This is a genomic window from Salmonella sp. SAL04214 (assembly GCF_046550615.1).
In the GTDB taxonomy this organism is placed as follows: Bacteria; Pseudomonadota; Gammaproteobacteria; order Enterobacterales; family Enterobacteriaceae; genus Salmonella; species Salmonella enterica.
The window spans coordinates 120,614-141,197 of record NZ_JBGDXT010000010.1 but is presented as its reverse complement, the minus strand read 5'-3'; the positions used below and the strand labels follow the sequence as shown (position 1 = coordinate 141,197).

At 52.3% G+C, this 20,584-nt stretch carries 19 protein-coding genes; 8 read left to right on the top strand and 11 right to left on the bottom strand.

Going from position 1 to position 20,584, the window contains the following annotated elements; translation table 11 throughout:
- The first annotated feature begins 106 nt into the window (after window positions 1–106).
- Entirely contained in the window at window positions 107–1,267 is a 1,161-nt protein-coding gene (locus ACLJQD_RS17270) for a pyridoxal phosphate-dependent aminotransferase (protein WP_001245604.1), read from the top strand.
- Here ACLJQD_RS17270 and ACLJQD_RS17265 read toward each other — a convergent pair whose 3' ends face one another.
- The 4 genes from ACLJQD_RS17265 to dsbG form a co-directional block, all read right to left on the bottom strand.
- On the bottom strand, window positions 1,268–1,885 hold the full coding sequence (locus ACLJQD_RS17265; RefSeq protein ID WP_001164755.1) for an IbrB-like domain-containing protein: 618 nt from the start codon (window positions 1,883–1,885) through the stop codon (window positions 1,268–1,270). It abuts the gene before it with no gap.
- Window positions 1,858–3,093: a phosphoadenosine phosphosulfate reductase gene (locus ACLJQD_RS17260; protein ID WP_000118142.1), complete on the bottom strand. Its 1,236-nt coding sequence runs from the start codon at window positions 3,091–3,093 to the stop codon at window positions 1,858–1,860. Before ACLJQD_RS17260 ends, ACLJQD_RS17265 begins: the two co-directional genes overlap by 28 nt.
- A 165-nt stretch (window positions 3,094–3,258) precedes the next feature.
- Window positions 3,259–4,161 (bottom strand): DNA-binding transcriptional repressor CitR, encoded by a 903-nt coding sequence (gene citR, locus ACLJQD_RS17255; protein WP_017441651.1) that lies wholly within the window; start codon window positions 4,159–4,161, stop codon window positions 3,259–3,261.
- 316 nt (window positions 4,162–4,477) lie between these two features.
- Window positions 4,478–5,224 carry a thiol:disulfide interchange protein DsbG gene (dsbG, locus tag ACLJQD_RS17250; protein WP_000597128.1) on the bottom strand — a complete coding sequence of 249 codons (747 nt, stop codon included), beginning with the start codon at window positions 5,222–5,224 and terminating at the stop codon, window positions 4,478–4,480.
- A gap of 440 nt (window positions 5,225–5,664) precedes the next feature.
- Between dsbG and ahpC the strand changes: the two genes are divergently transcribed.
- The 6 genes from ahpC (at window position 5,665) to ACLJQD_RS17220 (ending at window position 12,521) form a co-directional block, all read left to right on the top strand.
- Window positions 5,665–6,228 (top strand): alkyl hydroperoxide reductase subunit C, encoded by a 564-nt coding sequence (ahpC, locus tag ACLJQD_RS17245; RefSeq protein ID WP_000052802.1) that lies wholly within the window; start codon window positions 5,665–5,667, stop codon window positions 6,226–6,228.
- A 241-nt stretch (window positions 6,229–6,469) separates the two neighbouring features.
- Window positions 6,470–8,035, top strand: a complete 1,566-nt coding sequence (gene ahpF / locus ACLJQD_RS17240) for an alkyl hydroperoxide reductase subunit F (protein WP_017441652.1) — start codon at window positions 6,470–6,472, stop codon at window positions 8,033–8,035.
- 332 nt (window positions 8,036–8,367) lie between these two features.
- Complete coding sequence (locus ACLJQD_RS17235; protein WP_017441653.1) at window positions 8,368–8,928, top strand: molecular chaperone; 561 nt, start codon at window positions 8,368–8,370, stop codon at window positions 8,926–8,928.
- Window positions 8,921–11,200 (top strand): molybdopterin-dependent oxidoreductase, encoded by a 2,280-nt coding sequence (locus ACLJQD_RS17230; RefSeq protein ID WP_017441654.1) that lies wholly within the window; start codon window positions 8,921–8,923, stop codon window positions 11,198–11,200. The genes ACLJQD_RS17235 and ACLJQD_RS17230 overlap by 8 nt, the downstream gene beginning before the upstream one ends.
- Window positions 11,197–11,754, top strand: coding sequence for a 4Fe-4S dicluster domain-containing protein (locus tag ACLJQD_RS17225; RefSeq protein WP_001250381.1), 558 nt, complete (start codon window positions 11,197–11,199; stop codon window positions 11,752–11,754). Before ACLJQD_RS17230 ends, ACLJQD_RS17225 begins: the two co-directional genes overlap by 4 nt.
- A complete protein-coding gene (locus ACLJQD_RS17220) occupies window positions 11,754–12,521 on the top strand; it encodes a dimethyl sulfoxide reductase anchor subunit family protein (RefSeq protein WP_017441655.1) in 768 nt (255 codons plus the stop codon). Before ACLJQD_RS17225 ends, ACLJQD_RS17220 begins: the two co-directional genes overlap by 1 nt.
- A 67-nt stretch (window positions 12,522–12,588) precedes the next feature.
- Here the strand turns inward: ACLJQD_RS17220 and uspG are convergent, their stop codons facing one another.
- Window positions 12,589–13,017: a universal stress protein UspG gene (uspG, locus tag ACLJQD_RS17215; protein WP_000278499.1), complete on the bottom strand. Its 429-nt coding sequence runs from the start codon at window positions 13,015–13,017 to the stop codon at window positions 12,589–12,591.
- A 222-nt stretch (window positions 13,018–13,239) separates the two neighbouring features.
- On the opposite strand from uspG, the gene ACLJQD_RS17210 reads away from it, so the two are divergent.
- Entirely contained in the window at window positions 13,240–14,478 is a 1,239-nt protein-coding gene (locus ACLJQD_RS17210; protein WP_000646118.1) for a zinc-dependent alcohol dehydrogenase, read from the top strand.
- 82 nt (window positions 14,479–14,560) lie between these two features.
- Here the strand turns inward: ACLJQD_RS17210 and rnk are convergent, their stop codons facing one another.
- From rnk to citF, 6 genes are all read right to left on the bottom strand, one after another.
- Window positions 14,561–14,971 carry a nucleoside diphosphate kinase regulator gene (gene rnk, locus ACLJQD_RS17205; protein WP_000089748.1) on the bottom strand — a complete coding sequence of 137 codons (411 nt, stop codon included), beginning with the start codon at window positions 14,969–14,971 and terminating at the stop codon, window positions 14,561–14,563.
- Between the two features lie 234 nt (window positions 14,972–15,205).
- On the bottom strand, window positions 15,206–16,012 hold the full coding sequence (gene rna, locus ACLJQD_RS17200) for a ribonuclease I (RefSeq protein WP_001092569.1): 807 nt from the start codon (window positions 16,010–16,012) through the stop codon (window positions 15,206–15,208).
- Between the two features lie 109 nt (window positions 16,013–16,121).
- Window positions 16,122–17,585, bottom strand: a complete 1,464-nt coding sequence (citT, locus tag ACLJQD_RS17195; protein ID WP_000059029.1) for a citrate/succinate antiporter CitT — start codon at window positions 17,583–17,585, stop codon at window positions 16,122–16,124.
- A gap of 37 nt (window positions 17,586–17,622) precedes the next feature.
- Entirely contained in the window at window positions 17,623–18,519 is an 897-nt protein-coding gene (gene citG, locus ACLJQD_RS17190) for a triphosphoribosyl-dephospho-CoA synthase CitG (protein ID WP_017441656.1), read from the bottom strand.
- Window positions 18,491–19,042 (bottom strand): citrate lyase holo-[acyl-carrier protein] synthase, encoded by a 552-nt coding sequence (citX, locus tag ACLJQD_RS17185; protein WP_001236063.1) that lies wholly within the window; start codon window positions 19,040–19,042, stop codon window positions 18,491–18,493. Before citX ends, citG begins: the two co-directional genes overlap by 29 nt.
- A gap of 3 nt (window positions 19,043–19,045) precedes the next feature.
- Window positions 19,046–20,575 (bottom strand): citrate lyase subunit alpha, encoded by a 1,530-nt coding sequence (citF, locus tag ACLJQD_RS17180; RefSeq protein WP_000192323.1) that lies wholly within the window; start codon window positions 20,573–20,575, stop codon window positions 19,046–19,048.
- Between the last annotated feature and the right edge of the window lie 9 nt (window positions 20,576–20,584).

Here is a 20,584-nt window from a genome sequence, read left to right as displayed (position 1 = left end):
TTCTCACCGCTGTTATTATATTTAGACATCTAAACGTCTTGATTGCCAAATACTAACACCCTGTGATAGTGTGTCAATAACCACATCACTGGCGGGTATGAAGATAATGAGAAATAACCCACTGATTCCAAAAAGCAAATTGCCCAATCTTGGCACCACGATTTTTACGCAAATGAGCGCGCTGGCGCAGAAACATCAGGCAATAAATTTATCGCAAGGCTTCCCTGATTTTGATGGTCCTTCTTATTTGCACGAGCGGTTGGCTTATCATGTCGCGCAGGGCGCGAATCAATATGCGCCGATGACAGGCGCGCAGGCGCTGAGGGAGGCCATAGCCGATAAAACGGCGGAAATATATGGTTATCGACCCGATGACGTCAGTGATATCACCGTCACGGCGGGCGCGACAGAAGCGTTGTACGCGGCGATTACCGCACTGGTGCGGGCAGGGGATGAGGTTATCTGTTTCGATCCCAGTTACGACAGCTATGCCCCGGCCGTGGCGCTTTCCGGCGGCGTGTTAAAACGCATAGCGCTTACGCCGCCGCATTTTCGCGTCGACTGGCAGGCGTTTTCGGCGTTGCTTAGCGAGCGCACGCGACTGGTGATCCTCAATACGCCGCATAATCCCACCGCTACCGTCTGGCGCCAGGCGGATATCGAGGCGCTGTGGCAGGCTATCGGCGAGCGGGAAATTTATGTATTAAGCGATGAAGTGTACGAACATATTTGTTTTGCCGCCGAAGGTCATGCCAGCGTACTGGCGCACCCTCAGTTACGAGAGCGGGCGGTTGCCGTTTCATCGTTTGGTAAAACCTTTCATATGACGGGATGGAAGATTGGTTACTGCGTTGCGCCTGCGGCCATTAGCGCCGAAATCCGCAAAGTTCACCAGTACCTGACGTTTTGCGTCAATACGCCGGCGCAACTGGCGCTGGCGGATATGCTGCGCGCCGCGCCGGAACACTATCGCGCGTTACCCGATTTTTACCGGAAAAAACGCGATGTGCTGGTTAACGCGCTGGCGCAAAGCCGATTAAAAGTGCTGCCCTGTGAAGGTACCTATTTTCTGTTAATCGATTACAGCGCAGTGTCGACGCTAAATGACGTTGAGTTTTGTCAGTGGCTAACCGAAGAAGTCGGTGTCGCCGCTATTCCGCTTTCTGTCTTTTGCGCCGCCCCTTTCCCGCATCAGCTTATACGTTTATGTTTCGCTAAACAGGAATCAACGCTGCTGGCCGCCGCAGAGCGCCTGTGTAAACTGTAGTTATTTAACCGTCCACGCTCTGGAGAATCGACGGTCTGCAAAAAGCTCCTGCAGGCCGTTGATCTGTTTCAGACGCAGGACTTCATCGGCGTCCATACCTAACTCCTGGCCGATTTTGCTCTCGTCCCAGCCTAGCAGAGAAAGTTCGCGCACGATTTCTGACATGGCGTGGATCTGGTGACGCCCGCGCGCGCGATTATGCCGAATGGTTGCCGCCATGCGTTCGTGACGTTCTCTGTCCAGACACGTTATCGGCAGGTAGCCTTTCAGACGCCTTTTCAGGGCCGCTTTTCCTTTGCCCAGCTCATGACGGTGAAAACCGTCCACAATCTCGTACTCCTCGGCATCGGCCTTTACCACCACGATCGGCTGCGTAAACCCATCTTGTTCAATCGATTTAAGCAGCAGTTTTTTCTCCGGCGGCGCAACGTTATTCGGGTTGTAGTCATTAGGTGAAATATGATCGTTTTTCACCCACAGGACACAATCGACAGGCTCATCGCGAAAAGGACTAACGCTATGTATCGCCATTCTAAATTCATTAATGGCGGCGATCCTCTCCTCTTCAGGCAGTTCAGAGAGAAAGTGAGTTATTTCGGTTGTGAGTCGGTGTTGCATAAGATCCCCCATTCCTGGCGTTTAGCTTTCATACGTTCGTTATAACGCTGGTAATTCTTAGGTTTTGTCGGACTGAATGACAGCGCCCGGCACCAGTAATCATTGTTCAGTAATACCTTGCAGATCCGTCGCCATGACGGAATATCGCGCGATCCGATATCGCCATGCTGCGTCTGTGGAATAGTGTTCATGCCTTTTTTCTTATACCACTGCAAATAAACGGCGATTTTATTACGGTAATGTTCGGCAGTGACTTCAGGCATACTGTGTAGCAGGAGCAGCGCGTACTCTTCCCAGTTAAGGTGATCGGGTTTTAAAATTTTCCGGTGGCCATAAAAATGGCTGTCTTGTCCGGCGTATATTCCTCCGCTGAGTGCGCCGCTGACTCTGGCGCACATGGCCGCCCAGCGCTCAGGTTCGATAACATGATACAGCCATAACCCCTGTCGTTGTTCCGGGCCGAACGGTTCGCAAATACGCATGTAACGGGGCGGTACGCCAGCCTGATACATCAAATTATACAAAGGGTTACAGGGTTTACCTGTTTTGGCGAACCAGGTCCAGATATCTGCGGTTTTCCAGTCATAGATGGGATAGATATACCAGGTGTGCCCCTTAGGGGCTAACGTGGTCCAGGGCTTATCGTCGGCAAAGCGCAGCTTATGCGAGTTAGCGATAGCGGCAAATCGGTTATAGGATTCGTCGGAACGAATACCGACCAGCATAGCGGCAGGACGTTTTTCTGAAAACCAGTCGGCAAAATCGCGAACAAACTGTTCAAAGGTCATGCCTTGTTGATAAAAGGAAAAAAAGGCCGGATCGGTAATCGCATCTTCTGGCGGTTGTCGTACCCAGTCGGTACCCGGCTGCCAACACTGCCACTCCGGCTGGTATTGTGAAAGGGAATTTTGTGTGGTTAAGGGTAATGCGACCCAATAAAAACGCTCAATAACGTCCGCGTAGTATTCACGTAACGATTCAATATAGGCGATGGTACAGGAGAATTGCGCTTCCCAGTCAATGAAGAGAACATGGATCTTTTTATTCATTTTGCGCGCCAACGTTGCCGTCAGGTGCAACATAAGTCCTGAATCTTTACCACCAGAAAATGAGACGCAGACCCGGGGTAAGGTTTCCAGGGTCCACATTATACGCTCTTGAGCCGCTTCCAGAACATTTTGCTCAAGCGGAACTTTATAAACCGACATCTCTGGATAGTCTCCGATGTGTTAACTACAGTATATTCGAAATAATTAACATAAAGGATAAGCAGATTAGATGAACTTGCAATGCTTTATTATATTTGTAAAATAAATATATTCCATAAACATATACATTAAATTTATATTAATACCCGTTATCAGACCTTCTTATTAACGCTTTTTTGTGATGTGCTCAATGAGCTCAGCAAATCCGCTATTATTCAGCGAAGCCCTATTATACATAAGATAGAATTGTATGGGAGCAATGGTAAAAGGTGTGGTGACTTTTTTAAGTTTGATAGAGGAAGAGTAATAGTCAACAAATGTTTGTGGTAAAAAACCAATAAGCTCCGTGGAGCTGATGGAGTTGGCGATGGTCATCAGCGATTTGCTTCTGAAACCAATTATTCTTTCCCCCAGCACATCATCGATAAGTGAATGATACTCTTTCATACCGGTTGCCCGGGAGACGAGTTGCGTAAATGACTCTTGTAGAATTTCATCGATAGTTGCGGTGTCGCCTAGTCGGGGATGGTTTTCACTGCAAGCCAGGATGCATTCTAGCCTATTAAAGTGAGTACAAACAATAGAACGATTATTAAGTGGGGCCATTGAAACCACAATATCTGCTTTGCGGTAGGCAAGAAGATCTTCAGGCAGCTCGTCAGTGGTCAAAATGTCGTGATGTTCAATTTCAACCTGTGGATCTTGGCGGATATATTTAACTAATTTCATCACATATTGGGTGATCAACAGCTGTGGGCTGTAGATAATAAACTTTTTCTTCAGGCTGGACTGATTCATTATATTAATAGTTTGTTCCAGGCTGTTAAGGTTATTTTCTAAATGATAATGTAAATTGATGCCTGTTACGGTAGGCGTAATTCCTTTACCTGAACGAATAAATAGAGGGTCGTTGAATTGCGTGCGCAGGCGTTGCAATGACTGGCTTACGGCAGAAGGTGTAATATAGAGTGTTTCTGCTGCTTTGCTAATGCTTAAATGTTGATAGATACATTCAAATATAACCAACAAGTTAAGATCAAATTTTTTAAGGTCGTAAAGGTTAGCCATAGTATCTTCCCGGCATAATCATGGTATCTTCCATGATTATGACTTAATCTCAATAATTTACCAGAGTTATGTTTATTAAACTTAATGTAGAGTTTATTTAAACTAAAATACCACAGTTATGAATATTTTAGCGAGTAAATAATCACAGTAAAGGCGGACATAACGTACACTTTTATAATCACGCCGTTAGTCTAAAAAGGCTGTGCCGGATGACATGCTGGTCTGGCGTCGCGTTAATGCCGGGAGGAGGTTGGCCCGACAAACGCAGCGCTATCGGGCGGGGTACGGTTAAGCTTCTGCCTTGCTAATTTCTGCGTTAAGGCTGCCCCATCATGGCGTCCAGTTGCGCTTTTTCCGGTAAACCCACAACCTGTTGCAAAATCTTATCTTTATTCATGTAATAAATTGCTGGCGTCGCGTTAGCGCCAAGATCGTCCATTAACTGCTGATTCTGATTAATGACTTTCATCTGCGCCGGGGGGATGGACGCCGGAACCTCCAGCTTCATCTTTCCTGCGGAGGCTTCATAGTCATACCAGGTTTTCGCCGGGTCTTTCGCGGCTAAAATCGCTGCGGCTGTGGCCGGGCTTTCCGGTTTAATCACGCCGACCAGTAACGTACGTAATTGTACCTTGCCGGATTCGACCCACGGGCGAGCTTGCTGCCAAAACTGCTTACAATAGGGGCAGAAAGGGTCGGCGAAGACATACAGCACCACCGGCGCGTCTTTTTTACCGTCGAGTATCCATGACGCTTTTTCCATTTTCTGCCACATTTCACGTCCGGCCGGTGCATAGATCTCTTTTTCTATCAGGGCGTTGCTAAGATTTTCGCCTTTTTCATTATACATATAGCCGGAAATCGCGTGTTTACCGTCCGGCGTCAGGTAAATCGTGACGCCCATATCCTGATACTTTCCGAGATAGCCCTTCATGCCCCCCGGCGCCTCGAAGGATTTCAGGATAGTTATGCCCTGTTTTTCAATGGCTTTAACTGGCGCAGGCAGTTCTTCCGCGTGGGCGAGAATGGGCAGCATAGCAAGCAGCAATGTACGTTTAATCATATTTTTTCCTTTTAAGATCAAAGCGAAAAGAGTATTAATGATGATGCCTATCACAGACATAGGTAAGAGCTGGCGTGCCGGGATTGCCCTTTCTATGCTGGGGTGATGTAATCCTTTTCGCTGTTACAGCCTTTGTTAAGGTAATGTAGAGCGCAACACTTAGCCAGCATATACGCTATGGATTTCGAGTTGCAGACAATACGTCTGTAATTTGCAAGACGAGTCGTACTGGCTCTGAAGTTACCTACGGGTAGTTCAGGTAATGGGGCCGCCTGTCAGGCGGCCTTTTTACTTTAGATGGCTGACAGGGCGCAGTGTTCACAATGTCGCCCGAATCGGGTTGTTAGTTAACGCTTATTGATTTGATAATGGAAACGCATTAGCCGAATCAGCAAAATTTCGTTAACTTACTCCTCAACGAAAACACGGAGGAAGTATAGATGTCCTTAATTAACACCAAAATCAAACCTTTCAAAAACCAGGCGTTCAAAAACGGTGAATTCATTGAAGTCACCGAGAAAGATACCGAAGGCCGCTGGAGCGTCTTCTTCTTCTACCCGGCCGATTTTACCTTTGTTTGCCCGACTGAACTGGGTGACGTTGCCGACCATTACGAAGAACTGCAGAAGCTGGGCGTAGACGTTTATTCCGTCTCAACCGATACTCACTTCACGCACAAAGCATGGCACAGCAGCTCTGAAACTATCGCAAAAATCAAATATGCTATGATCGGCGACCCGACTGGCGCCCTGACCCGTAACTTCGACAACATGCGTGAAGATGAAGGTCTGGCAGACCGTGCGACCTTTGTTGTTGACCCGCAGGGTATCATCCAGGCGATCGAAGTTACCGCTGAAGGTATCGGCCGTGACGCGTCTGACCTGCTGCGTAAAATTAAAGCAGCACAGTACGTTGCCGCTCACCCAGGCGAAGTATGCCCGGCGAAATGGAAAGAAGGTGAAGCGACTCTGGCTCCATCTTTAGACCTGGTTGGTAAAATCTAAATTTCCGTCGTCTTTCACGCCATAGCTGCGTTGGCGTCGCCTGCTCACCCCGGTCACTTACTTCAGTAAGCTCCCGGGGATTCTCAGGCTAGCCGCCTTACTCTGACGTGAAATACTTTGGAAATTGTTTCAGTCATGGGCGCACCCGCGCCCATTTCATTTCAGCACCATGACGCAAGTTGCATTAATGCAGTCCCGTGAAGTCGGCTTGCATGATGATGTTTTCAGAGAGGGAAGAAGAATGCTCGACACAAATATGAAAACCCAGCTCAGGGCTTACCTTGAGAAACTGACCAAACCTGTTGAGCTGATTGCCACGCTGGATGACAGCGCTAAATCGGCGGAAATCAAGGAACTGCTGGCTGAAATCGCCGAGCTGTCCGACAAAGTCACATTTAAAGAAGACAATACTCTGCCGGTGCGCAAGCCGTCTTTCCTGATTACGAATCCAGGTTCTCAGCAAGGGCCGCGCTTTGCCGGTTCTCCGCTGGGCCACGAATTTACCTCGCTGGTTTTGGCGCTGCTGTGGACCGGCGGTCATCCGTCAAAAGAAGCGCAGTCGCTGCTGGAGCAGATTCGCGATATTGACGGCGATTTTGAATTCGAAACTTATTATTCACTCTCCTGCCATAACTGCCCGGACGTAGTGCAGGCGCTGAACCTGATGGCGGTGCTGAACCCGCGTATTAAACATACGGCAATTGATGGCGGCACCTTCCAGAACGAAATCACCGAACGTAACGTGATGGGCGTTCCGGCGGTGTTTGTCAACGGTAAAGAGTTCGGCCAGGGACGTATGACTCTGACCGAGATTGTCGCTAAAGTGGATACTGGCTCAGAAAAACGCGCGGCGGAAGCGCTGAACAAACGCGATGCGTATGACGTGCTGATTGTCGGCTCCGGCCCGGCGGGCGCGGCGGCGGCGGTCTACTCGGCGCGCAAAGGCATCCGTACCGGTCTGATGGGCGAGCGCTTCGGCGGTCAGGTGCTGGATACCGTGGATATCGAAAACTATATCTCGGTGCCGAAAACCGAAGGCCAGAAACTGGCGGGCGCGCTGAAAGCGCATGTCAGCGATTACGACGTTGACGTTATCGACAGCCAGAGCGCAAGTAAACTGGTTCCGGCCGCGACAGAAGGCGGCCTGCATCAGATTGAAACGGCGTCCGGCGCAGTATTGAAAGCGCGCAGTATCATCATCGCCACCGGAGCGAAATGGCGCAATATGAATGTGCCGGGCGAGGATCAGTATCGCACCAAAGGCGTCACCTATTGTCCGCACTGCGACGGTCCGTTATTTAAAGGGAAGCGTGTGGCGGTCATCGGCGGCGGCAACTCTGGCGTTGAAGCGGCTATCGATCTGGCAGGTATTGTAGAACACGTTACGTTGCTGGAGTTTGCGCCGGAGATGAAGGCGGATCAGGTGCTACAGGACAAAGTGCGTAGCCTGAAAAATGTCGATATCATTTTGAATGCGCAAACGACAGAAGTGAAGGGCGACGGTTCGAAAGTGGTGGGGCTGGAGTATCGTGACCGTGTCAGCGGCGATATTCATAGCGTCGCGCTGGCAGGGATTTTTGTGCAGATTGGTCTGTTGCCGAATACCCACTGGCTGGAAGGCGCGCTTGAGCGTAACCGCATGGGCGAGATCATTATTGACGCCAAATGTGAAACCAGCGTTAAGGGCGTCTTCGCCGCAGGCGATTGTACCACCGTTCCTTATAAACAGATTATCATCGCCACCGGCGAAGGGGCGAAAGCCTCGTTGAGCGCCTTTGATTATCTGATTCGTACCAAAATCGCATAAAAAGAAGTAAGCACACCTGCAAGGTCAGTTAACTGGCCATCGTAAACGGCCCGATAGTGTAAGCTATTCGGGCCTGCGGTGTTTATGCCCGGGGAACGCCGCCGGCTAAAACACGTTCTTCATTATCAATACTCTGAAACCGTCTGTTAATAACAGACGGTTTTTTATTTCAACGGTCTTCTGTTTTTAAACTTTGAAACAATAAAAAAGTCTTCTACGGATTTAACTGGAATTTTTCTGTTTTTTTATCAAAGAAAGATTAAGCGCTTCCGTTAACATGCCCATTCTTTTTTCTTGATTTATATTGCATTTGTATGTGAGGTTATTTATTCATGGATTCAATCTATGAATCACTGACGGAATTAGAAAAAACAGGGCTTACATTGCGTGATTTTTTTAATTCTCATGATAGTCGTTCACTGAAATCTGCTTACGTGAGATTAAATCCCACTGCTGCGGTAAACCTTACCGATCGGGCGTGGCTGGAGGCGGAGTATGACTTTAATGCGCTATTCGTCGGTCCTGGCAAGCTGCTGGCTGCGCCTTTCGCTTCAGTGTATCTGGAAGAGGATGCGCTGGTGATGGGAAAGGCGACGCTGGAGATACGGGAGTTTATGGCAGCGTTGGGATTATCGGTTAATCAGGAGAGCAATATTCCTGACGATCATATTTCCTGCGTGCTGGAGTTGACCACACTATTACTGGCTAATACCCGGCAAACGTCACAATACCGCTCTACCCTCACTCAATATATCAATAATTATTTAACAAAGTGGGTGCCATTATATATCGAAAAAATAAAAACTCATGCACAAACGACCACGTTATATACGGTGGCGGACATCTTATTTTATTGGTTTGATGAATTAAAACGAGAGTATCAATATGAGTAATGAGACGGGACATCTGAACAGACGTTCTTTTTTAAAGGGGATAGTGGCGCTGGGCGCCGTTGCGGCTTTACCCGGAGGATTACTGACCTCCCGATGCGCGCTTGCGCAGCCGCCTGTTCCCTTTAACCCTAAAACGTACAAAATTTATCGTAACGCGTGTCCGCGTAACTGCTATGACACCTGTAGCCTCAAGACGTGGGTAAAGGACGGAGTCATTACTTTCGTGGAAGGCGCGCCGGAATCAACATTTACTCACGGTACCCCTTGCGTCAAAGGGTTAAGCTATCCGCGCCGGGTTTATAGCCCCGATCGTATTAAATATCCCATGGCGCAGGACGTTCGCGGTAGCGGCAACTGGCGTCGCATCTCATGGGAAGAGGCGATGCAGCGCATTGCCGCCAAAATGCTGGAGATTAAGAAAAAAGACGGTTCTATGCTCGGTCTGGCGCTGACCAAATATTCCGGTAAGTTTGGTGTGCTGAACTATGCCGTTGAAGGGATGATGTCCTCGCTTGGCTATACCACCCGTTTTGCCGGTACGCCGTGCTGGCCTGCCGGTATCGACGCGCAAAACTACGACATGGGCGACATGTGGTGTAACGACCCGGAAGATATGGTGAAAGCGAAATACATCATTATCTGGGGCGCCAACCCAGCCTGGTGCTCAATGCACAGCATGAAGTACATCTATCAGGCGCGCGAGAAAGGGGCGAAGGTCGTCGTTATCGATCCGCTGCTGTCGCAGACTGCCGCCAAAGCCGATCTCTACCTGCGCGTACGGCCTGGCTCAGACGGCGCGCTGGCGCTGGGGATGGCGCGTCATCTGGTGGATAAAGGCCTGGTGGATCAGGATTTTGTCAACAACGACGCTCACGGCTATCCGGAATTTGAAGCCTATCTGCGCAATAACGTCACCGTGGAATGGGCGGCAGAAATCTGCGGCCTGTCTGCGGATGTCATTCGCCAGCTGGCGGAAGAGTTTACGGCGGTTAAGCCGGCCACGGTCTGGATTGGTTACGGGATGCAGCGTCATGTCAACGGCGGCGCCAACGTTCGCGCTATCGATGCCTTTGTCGCTATGACCGGCAACATCGGTGTCGAAGGCGGCGGCGCGCGTTATGGCCATCTGCATACCTGGGGCTTTAACTATAACGCCATGCTGCAGAAGCCGCCGGTGGGCGCTATTGGCATACCGGGAGCGGCGGGCACCACCAGTGAATTCGGGGCTGCCGCTGGCAGCGACGCCGTGCAGTACTCCGATCGCTCTCTGAATATCAACCAGACGGCGCAGGGGATTCTGGAGGCCAACGATCCGCCGGTTCGTATGCTGTGGGTCGCCTGTAAAAACCCGTTTGCCCAGGATTTCGATCGCAGCAAGATGAAAAAAGCGTTTGAAAAACTGGAAATGGTGGTCTGCGCCGATCAGTTCTTCAACGAAACGGTGCAACACGCTGATATCGTGCTGCCTGTTACCACCGCGTTTGAAGAGTGGAACGTGGATGCTTCTTACTGGCACTACTGGCTTTCCATTAATCAGCCGGCGATTAAGCCGATGTATGAAGCAAAATGCGACCTCGAAATCGCTACCATGCTGTCGCGCACCATTAATAAGATGGCGCCGGGTTCCTGTACCTTCCCGCAAGAGTTCGATCACAAGCGCTGGCTGGATCAGGAGTTCAACGACGGTATGGCGAAAATGTTTGGCATCTCTTCCTGGGACGATCTGCTGGACGGGCCGAAAAAAGCGATCCTGCCAAGTTCTGCCGCCTGGTACGATCGCAAGTTCAAAACGCCGTCAGGCAAGTATGAATTTAAATCTGAACTGGCGGAGAAAAACGGCCACACCGCGCTGCCGGAATACAAACCGGAAGCCGAGAGCAAACTGCCGTTCCATCTGTTTACGCCGCACGTGCAGTTTGGCCTGCACTCGCAGTTTATCAACCTGGACTGGATGCAGGTGTTCTACCCGGAACCGTTCGTTTATATCCATCCTTCTTCCGCACAGAAAAAAGGCATCAGCGAGAACGATCTGGTCAAAGTTTTCAATGGCACCGGTGAAGTTGAGCTGCGGGCAAAAGTCACCACCAACGTACCGGAAGATTTTCTGGTGATGTATGAAGCGTGGTTCCCGAAACGGCAGTACAACGTGCAAAACGTCGTGGCCGATACGCCTGCTGATATGGGGCTGATGAAAACTGGCGCGCCGGGCGCCGCTATCCACAGTCAGTTTGCTGACGTTGTATTGATCGGTAAAGGGGAGTCCGTAGCATGAGACGTGCGTTTTTAGTGAATAGCGATAAGTGCATCGGCTGCCGCGGCTGTGCTATGGCTTGTAAAAGCTTTAACCAACTGGAGCCGGATCGCTTCTGGCGCTACGTTTATCCGTTGGATAAAGACATCTATCCACATGAAGAGCGGGCGTTTTACTCGCTGGCCTGTAACCACTGCGAACATCCGGCCTGCGTCGCCGCCTGTCCGGTCGAAGCCTATACCAAACGTGAAGATGGCGTGGTGGTGCATAACCCTGAGCGCTGCATCGGCTGTAAAAACTGTATTCGTAACTGCCCTTATGGCGCGCCGCGTTTTAATGAAGAGACGCGTAAAGCGGAAAAATGCAGTATGTGCTACGAGCGTCTTGATATCGGTATGAATCCGGCGTGCGTGAACGCCTGTCCGGTGGGCGCCTTGTCGATTATCGATTTGGATGCCGATCCTGTGCCCGATAATGCGGTGCAGTATCCGCCAGGGTTCCCGCATATGCCACAGCTTAATCCAGGAACGCGCTTTATTCTGGCGCGCCAGCCTAAGCAGCCGGAGGACAAGTAATGGAAAAATATGAACTGCCGCTGGTGTTTTTTACGGTATTAAGCCAGATGTCTGTCGGGATGGCTTTGGTACTGACATGGCGTACGCTGCGTGGTGAAGTGGAAGGCCTGCGTTTCTATTGGTTGGCCACCGGGCTGGTGCTGGCATTGGCGTCTATTGCCGCGATTCTGCATCTGGCGCATCCCGATCGCGCTTATAATGCGCTGATTAACCTGCGACATGCCTGGTTAAGTCGGGAAATCCTTGGCGCCACGTTGTTTGGCGCAGCGGTCGGCGTAACGTTCCTGGCAAAGGGACATAAAGCGATGGCTCTTATCGCCTCCGTGTTCGGCGTGTTACTGGTGGCGGTGCAGGGGATGACCTACGCCGCGCCAGCGATGGTGGCTATCGCTAATGGATTTACCATGCTGTTATTTTTTATTACGGTATGGGTCATGGGTTGCGCGGCGATTCCGCTGTTAAAACTCAGGCCTGCCGTTCCTGCGTTACGCCAGGGAATTGTGGTGTGTATCGCGGTACTTATCGCGGCGCCGCTGGTGTGGTTAAGCGGGGGAACGGTCATGCAGATGACGGCGCGTTCATGGCTGGCTTCACCGTTTTATCTGGCAAGCCTGGTCTGCCTTGCGCTCGCTTTTGTCGCCAGCCGTCACGGTGATTCGCGCCCGAAACTCCTGTTCGTCTTGTTATTCGTCGGCGTATTTCTGAGTCGGCTGGTCTTTTTTGGCGACACGGTGAGTACTATTGTGAATATCGGGCATTTGTACTAACGATGATGCAGTAAAAAGCCCTGCCAGGCGTGACCTGGCAGGGCGTGTCAGTTTTTAGCCACCAGGGTTAACGCACAACCAATACTGGCAGCGTCGCATGGCGCACCACGCTTGAGGCGTTAGACCCCAACAGGTGTGTCGTGATGGACGGATTACGCGAACCGATTACCACGACATCCGCATCCAGTTCTTCGCCCATCTCATTGACGACATCGCGCACGCTACCAAAGCGAACATGCGTTTTAATTCGTGAAGGATCGATACTGAAGTGTCCCACCATCGTTTGCAGACGCGTTTCCGCCTCATGCTGTAAATGTTCTTCAAAGCGACGCACGTCGGCGGCAAAGCGATGCAGACTCATGCTCGCGGACCCAGGCAGTACATGCAACAGATGAATGACGCCATCCTGTTGCGCCAGAAACTCAGCGTGGCGAATGGCTTTATCGCTAAGTTCCATTTCAAAAACATCAACCGGCATAATGATTGTCTTATACATACCCGTTACTCCCTGTTAATCAATACTGAATTTATTCAAGCATATAATAATGTTTCTTTCTGCTATTTGTCTGGCAATTTTAAATATTACGGCAACCTGACGTTAAAAAAGTCGTGTATTTTCCAGGAAAAATCCTAAAGCCGCCTGTTTTGCCGGCAGTCTCTCCGGGATAGCTACCCTTTTATAGTCGAACGCAACATTCACCGTTACCCCGGAGGCTGCATGAAAGCATTGACGTATCACGGTCCACATCACGTAAAGGTTGAAAACGTACCCGATCCCGGCATTGAGCAGCCTGACGATATCATTTTGCGTGTTACCGCCACCGCGATTTGCGGATCTGATTTGCATCTCTATCGCGGCAAGATCCCACAGGTAAAACATGGCGATATTTTCGGCCATGAGTTTATGGGCGAGGTGGTGGAAACCGGACATGATGTGAAGAATATTCGAAAAGGGGATCGGGTCGTTATCCCGTTTGTCATTGCCTGTGGTGACTGTTTTTTCTGTCGGCTACAGCAATATTCAGCGTGTGAAAACACTAACGACGGACACGGCGCGGCGATGAATAAAAAACAGATCCCGCCACCGGCGGCGCTGTTTGGGTATAGCCATCTATATGGCGGCGTTCCCGGCGGACAGGCCGAATATGTTCGCGTGCCAAAAGGTAATGTCGGTCCATTTAAGGTGCCGCCGCTGTTATCTGACGATAAAGCGCTGTTTCTTTCTGATATTTTGCCTACCGCCTGGCAGGCGGCAAAAAATGCTCAGATTCAGCAAGGTTCCAGCGTGGCGGTTTTTGGCGCAGGGCCGGTAGGATTACTGACTATCGCCTGTGCGCGACTGCTGGGCGCGGAGCAGATCTTCGTCGTTGATCACCACGCCTGGCGCCTGCGTTTCGCCGAAGAACGTTACGGCGCGATACCGATCAACTTCGATGATGAGAACGATCCGGCGGAAAAAATCATCGAGCAGACGGCAGGACACCGCGGCGTGGACGCGGTAATTGATGCCGTAGGCTTTGAAGCGAAAGGCAGCATGACGGAGACGGTGCTGACGAACCTTAAACTGGAAGGCAGCAGCGGCAAAGCGCTGCGACAATGTATCGCGGCGGTCAGACGCGGCGGCGTGGTCAGCGTGCCCGGCGTGTATGCCGGTTTTATTCACGGCTTTTTATTCGGCGACGCCTTTGATAAGGGGCTAACTTTTAAAATGGGTCAAACCCATGTTCACGCGTGGCTGGGGGAATTATTACCGCTTATTGAAAAAGGGTTGCTGAAGCCGGAGGAGATTGTCACGCACTATATGCCGTTTGAAGAGGCGGCGCGCGGCTACGAAATTTTCGAAAAACGCGAAGAAGAGTGCCGGAAGGTTATCCTGGTGCCGGGAGCGACGTCGGCACAAGCGGCGCAGAAACAGGCGACGGGAGTAATCAACCCGATGCCAGGCGGCGTTGTCTGAAACAGGCAGCAATGAAAGGGCTAACGGAAAGAGGATGCGCAGGCATCCTCTGTGTAAACGCATTAACGCTTATGCAGATGGTTTAACGCAGGAAGTCGCCCGCGGCTTCAGGCTGATATTCGAGTTCCAGCACTTCGAGATGGGTGGAGGCGCCGCCCGGCAGTTCCCAGTGAATGGTGTCGCCGACGCGCAGTCCCAGCAACGCCGCGCCGACGGGCGCCATTACCGAAAGCTGGGTACTGCTGTCCGTCATATTGGCGGGGTACACCAGCGTCCGCACGCGTGTTTCACCATCGCTCAAATTGCGGAATTTAACGCGGCTGTTCATGGTGACGACATCGTTCGGCATCTCTTGTGGCGAACACATTTGCGCGCGATCCAGTTCGGCGTTGAGCGCGTCGGCAATCGGCAGATCCGCATACGCAGGCTGTTCCAGAAGACGATCAATACGTTCGGCGTCAAGGTCGTTAATGATAATAGTGGGTCTGGACATTTCTTACTCCATGTCATCGATACTGCGAGTAGTGCAGGTAAATGGTCCCAAAAGAAAACCCTCACCGTCTGGCGGCGAGGGTTTAACTCTCATGATGATACTGAGACTTACCCCGTCTTTGAAGTGATTTAGTTCACATTCGGGTAAATCCTCAAACGTCATAGCCCTGAGTGAATTTTAGTCTACATTCGGGCGTGTTCTCAAATGTGGCTACGGTTTTAAACCTCTGCTTCGTCAATAACCGGCTTTATCGATAATAAACTGTTTCCCGCAGTTGCCGGGATGCGGTTGCGGCAGGAATGAGGCAGAGGAGAGCGGGGCGTTAATCATCGACGCCTTTAATGAAAACTGAATCTCTGTTAAATAGGCGGGATTGCCATGGCAGTTTACTTTAACGGCTTTGACATTATCCTGGCCCCACATTTGTGCGACGACGCTATCAAACTCAGCGCGGCTAACGGTTTTGCCGTAATTATCCGCCAGAAACTGCCCCAGCGCGCTGTCTTTTATCGCCTTATCCAGCCGTATCATGGTGCCGAAATAGGCATTGGGATCAAACCCGAAACAGGCGCCATGTTTGGCATATTCGTAGCGCTCCAGACAGGAATTCCCCCCCGCGCCGGGCATCACTTCCTTAAGCGCTGCCGCGATGTCAGGCGAAAGTCCGGGGGCGGGGGCGGAGCATTTCCGGCTGGCCTTGACTTCAGGCAGATTCGGGATTGGCCGCGTCGCACAACCAAAGCGCTGCCAGCGTCGCTGGTCAACACCGCGTGCGGCGATAGATTTGGGTAATCCTGGCCACAGGCCGTGGACGGTCAGAAAGTCTGCTTTGTTGGCTGGCTCTTTTTGCAGACGGCACTCATCGGGTTCCCGATGGCGGCGTTCATGCTGGCTTTGACAAAAACCAGTTTGCCAGGAAAGCGCCAGCACATAGTCAGTGAAATCACCGTACTGTTGCGCCTGAAGTTCGTCGGCGTTGGCGGCAAAAATCGGAGTTAAGAGGGCAGCCAGCAGCGGACTGTAATGCCATATTGTGTTCATGATGAATTCGATAATTTATACACATTATGAATGTTACCCATTTAATCATAAAAAATGCCGCTCAGGTGAACCTGAACGGCATCATTTTTAACCTACGTTGGCGTAATGTTTAATTCCACATTGCCAGAATCGGCCAGCCCACCAGCAACAGCATCGCGATATAGATAACGCCAAAGATTGCGCCAAGCCGCCAGTAGTCTCTGGATTTCACGTAACCGCAGCCGTAGATAATCACACCAGGGCCGGTGGCATACGGCGTCAGACAGCCCATGATACCGATAGACAGCACCAGCAGAATACACAGTTGTTCCATCGGAACGCCCGGAATGCCTTTACCCACCGCCAGAATGACCGGCAGCATGGTCGCGGTGTGAGCGGAAAGGCTGGCGAACAGATAGTGCGCGAAATAGAACACCAGTACCAGTACAATGACGGTTGCATCCGGCGAGAAACCTTCCAGATGTGTACTCATGGTATTGGCGAACCAGTCAATAAAGCCGGAGCGGGTTAAGCCATTGGCCATGACCACCAGCGTGGCGAGGTTCACCAGGGTGTTCCAGGCACTGTTGTAGCGCGTAATGTCTTTCCACGGCACAACATGCAGCGCCAGCATCAGCGAGACGGCCAGCAAACCCACGGCAGTGGCGTTGATGATTTTTCCACCAAAAACCCACAATCCTAAGCTAAGCAGCACCAGGCCAATCAGCGTCCACTCTTTGCGGGACAGACGCCCCATGTTTTTTAACTCGCCGCCAGCCCAGGCCGCGACTTCCGCACTGTGGGTCACTTCAGGTTTATAAAGTACATAGGAGAGCCACGGCGCAACGATCAGTAAAATAATCCCCACCGGCAGAAAGCTGAGAAACCACTGCAGCCAGCTAATCTGGACGCCGGCGATCTTGCTGACGAACTCCAGACCTAACACGTTTGGCGCCGCGCCAGTGACAAACATCGAAGAGCTCAGGCTGGTACTGATCACCATCATCCACATCAAATAACCGCCGATGCGGCGTGCGGAAGGATCGTTTGGAAACGATTTAAACAGCGGCGGCAGGTTCTTGATGACCGGGAAGACAGTCCCGCCGGTACGAGCCGTATTGGAGGGAGTAAACGGCGCCAGCAAAATATCGATAATGACAATCGCATAGCCGAGCGTCAGCGTGCGTTTACCCATGAATTTTACCAGAAACAGCGCAATGCGGCGCCCCAGCCCGGTCACTTCGTAGCCCAGCGCGAAAATAAACGCGCCGAAAACCAGCCAGACCGTGGTGCTGGAGAAACCGGCAAGCCCCCATTTCAGCGCCTGTTTACTGGCTTTAAACGCCGGATCGGCCAGTTCTGAAGCGTCAAATAGCAGGTAATTGCTGCCGATAACGCAAATGGTTACGGCGATAAAACTGATCGCTGTCGCCGGGATCGGCTCCAGGATCATACCGACAATCATCGCGACGAAAACCGCAAAATAGTGCCAGGCCTGCGGCGGCATACCATCTGGAACAGGAATTAGCAACATGACGCCCATCACCACTAATGGGGCCAACAACTTCCATATATTATCTTTGGATAAAGACATAAATGACTCTCCGGAAAGGATATTTTCTATAATTGTGTTAATGATTAACTTGCGAAATTTGCGCTAAAAACCAGGTCACGATCAGCAGATCGGCGCTACCGCCTGGGCTGAGATTGCGTTCAATGCATTGCTGATCGAACCGGTGGAGATAAACGAGATCGTCAGGCGTCCGTATGCCGCCCTGATGTAATAAGACCGCAGCCTGCTGCTGTAACCAGCGCAGACCGTCCGCCCCGCCGCGCGACGCGACGTTGGTATCGCCGTTAAGCGACATCAGCAGCAGTAAGGTATCAAGCAGCGCCAGTTCCGGATCGCGCCCCTGCGCCAGCAATGCGCGGTAGTGCGGCAACGCGTGGCGGATGACCAGCGGATAGCCCGCTTCCGCTTCACCGCGCGCGCCGGTTAATCCCAGTTGCTGATACAGCCGCTGGCCTGCGGTGAGCTGTAGGTTGTTCTGGCGCAGTTCGCGCGTGGTCAGGCCGCGGCAAAAATCGGCGGCGGTAGCGCAGAGTGTTTCTGCGGTGATCGGCTGGCGTAGCTGATACAGGCGGCCAATGGCGGCGCACAGTAACCCCAGCGAGAAAATGCTGCCTTTATGGGTATTGACGCCCGCCGTTGCGCGAAACATCGCTGCTTCACAGGCCATCCCCAATGGACGCAGGCCCACCAGAACCGACTCTGGCGGCAGGCGCGTGCAGCTGGCGCCATATTCCATAAAGCGCGGCAGCCAGTGTCGAATCGCCTCCGCGCTGCGGTGAAAATCCGCCAGCGCCATATCTTTGTGCGCGCCGCAGTTTAGTCGGTCTACCAGACCGGGTTTTGGCGATAAATTTACCTCGGTCAGCATGGCGCGCCAGGCCAAATCGGCCCAGGCGTCATACAGCGACTGAGGCTGAATGGAGGCGTTAGTCGGGTTGGCGGGAATCGGCATCATGCAGCAGCGCCTCCATATGAATCAGTAAATCAGTCAGCGCGTGGGTTTTACCCCGCGCGCATTCAGCCGCGCTTTGCCCGCACAGCAGACAGCGGCGAGCGGGAAGCGCGAAATGGCGGCGGGAGAGTATTTCGCCTTCCGCCGTCAGGACATCGATATCCCACAGGCGCCCCAGTGGATAACGCTGTTCAAGCGCGATGGTCGCCTGTTTGAGCGCCTGAGCGGGCGCGTCAATCGCCAGCAGCCCTTCCGGCCCGCTGGCGGAAGCCAGTGCAGCCTGCTCCCGGATGGTCCAGCCATACTCTTCTGCCAGCGTGTGCAGGGCAGTCACGCCGTGATTAAAGATCCGGCGGGTTAACGCGCTGTCTTTTATCGGGCCTGGCGCCACCACGGTAAAGGAGACCAGTGGAGTGGCGTGGCGCGTTAGCCAGGCGCGCTGTCTTGCTTGTCTCTCATCCCGGCTGGCGAGCAGCTCAGGAATAGAAACGTCGTGACAGGTGGCGAGTTCAGGAAACAGGCGCATGGCTTATTCCTTCACCTGATGCACCACATCGATCACTGAACCGTCGCGATAACGCACGACAGCAATCACGCGGTCGGTGAATTCGATAGGGCGGGGCTGACCGGTAAGCAGTTGCGCGCGTTCGCGCAGCCACTCAATCGATACCACTTTCATTCCCGCTGCTTTCAGGCGTTCAGCCAGCTCCGGACGCGCCGGATTGACGGCGATACCGTGATCGGTGACCAGAATGTCAACGCTGGAGCCCGGTGTGACGCAGGTGGTGACGTTATCAACCAGCGTTGGGATGCGACCGCGCACCAGCGGCGCGACGATGATGGACAGCGCCGCCGCGACGGCGGTATCGCAGTGGCCGCCAGACGCGCCGCGTAGAACGCCGTCGGAGCCGGTCAGCACGTTAACATTAAAGTGGGTGTCAACTTCCAGCGCGCTCAGCACCACCACGTCCAGACGGTCGACGGAAGCGCCTTTAGAGCCCCAGTTGGCGTACTGGTTAGCGCTGATTTCGATATGGTTCGGGTTGCGGGCCAAAGATTGCGCCGCGTTACGATCGAAGCTCTGCACGTCAAGCAGTTTGCGGATTAAGCCCTTTTCATGCAGGTCAACCATGGTGGCGGTGATACCGCCCAGCGCGAAATTAGCCACAATGTTGCGGCTACGCATTTTGTCTTCCAGGAAGCGGGTGACCGCCAGCGATGCGCCGCCGGTGCCGGTTTGCAGGGAGAAACCTTCGTTGAAGTAGCCGGAGTGAGCAATGACTTCCGCCGCGCTGCGGGCGATCAGCAGTTCACGCGGATTAGTGGTCATGCGGGTCGCGCCAGCGCCGATTTTGTTTGCATCACCGACTTCTTCGATTTGCACGATCAGATCAACCTGATCCTGAGCGATGCTTGCCGGGTTATGCGGATACGGCAGCAGTTGCTCCGTCAGCATCACGACCTGCTTCGCGCTGTCGGCATCCACCATCGCGTAGCCCAGTGAACCGCAACAGGCTTTGCCGGTATAACCGTTAGCATTACCGAATTCATCGCAGGAAGGCACGCCAAGAAACGCAACATCAATATTGAGTTCGCCGCTTTGTACCAGATGCACACGACCGCCGTGGGAGTGAATCTGAACCGGCTCAGCCAGCAGGCCGCGAGAAATTTCTTCCGCCAGCGGGCCGCGCAGGCCTGACGTGTAGATGCGGCTGACCACCCCGTTACGAATGTGTTCAACCAGCGGCGCGTGGCAGTCGCTCAGCGAGCTGGAGGCCAGGGTCAGGTTTTTGAAGCCCATCTTCGCGATGGTTTCCATCACCAGGTTAATCGTCAGATCGCCGCCGCGAAACGCGTGGTGAAAAGAGAGTGTCATGCCGTCGCGTAAACCGGAACGGCGGATGGCCTCTTCCAGGCTGGCGCACAGTTTGTGGTCGCGCGGTTTTTGCGCTTGTAGATCCAATTTTGCCGCACTTTGGTAAGCGCTTAGTTCGCTTTCAGCGTGACGGCTCCAGGCTGCTACGCGATCCTGGCGTTGAGATTCATTTTTCTGCGTCATTTTTTTGCC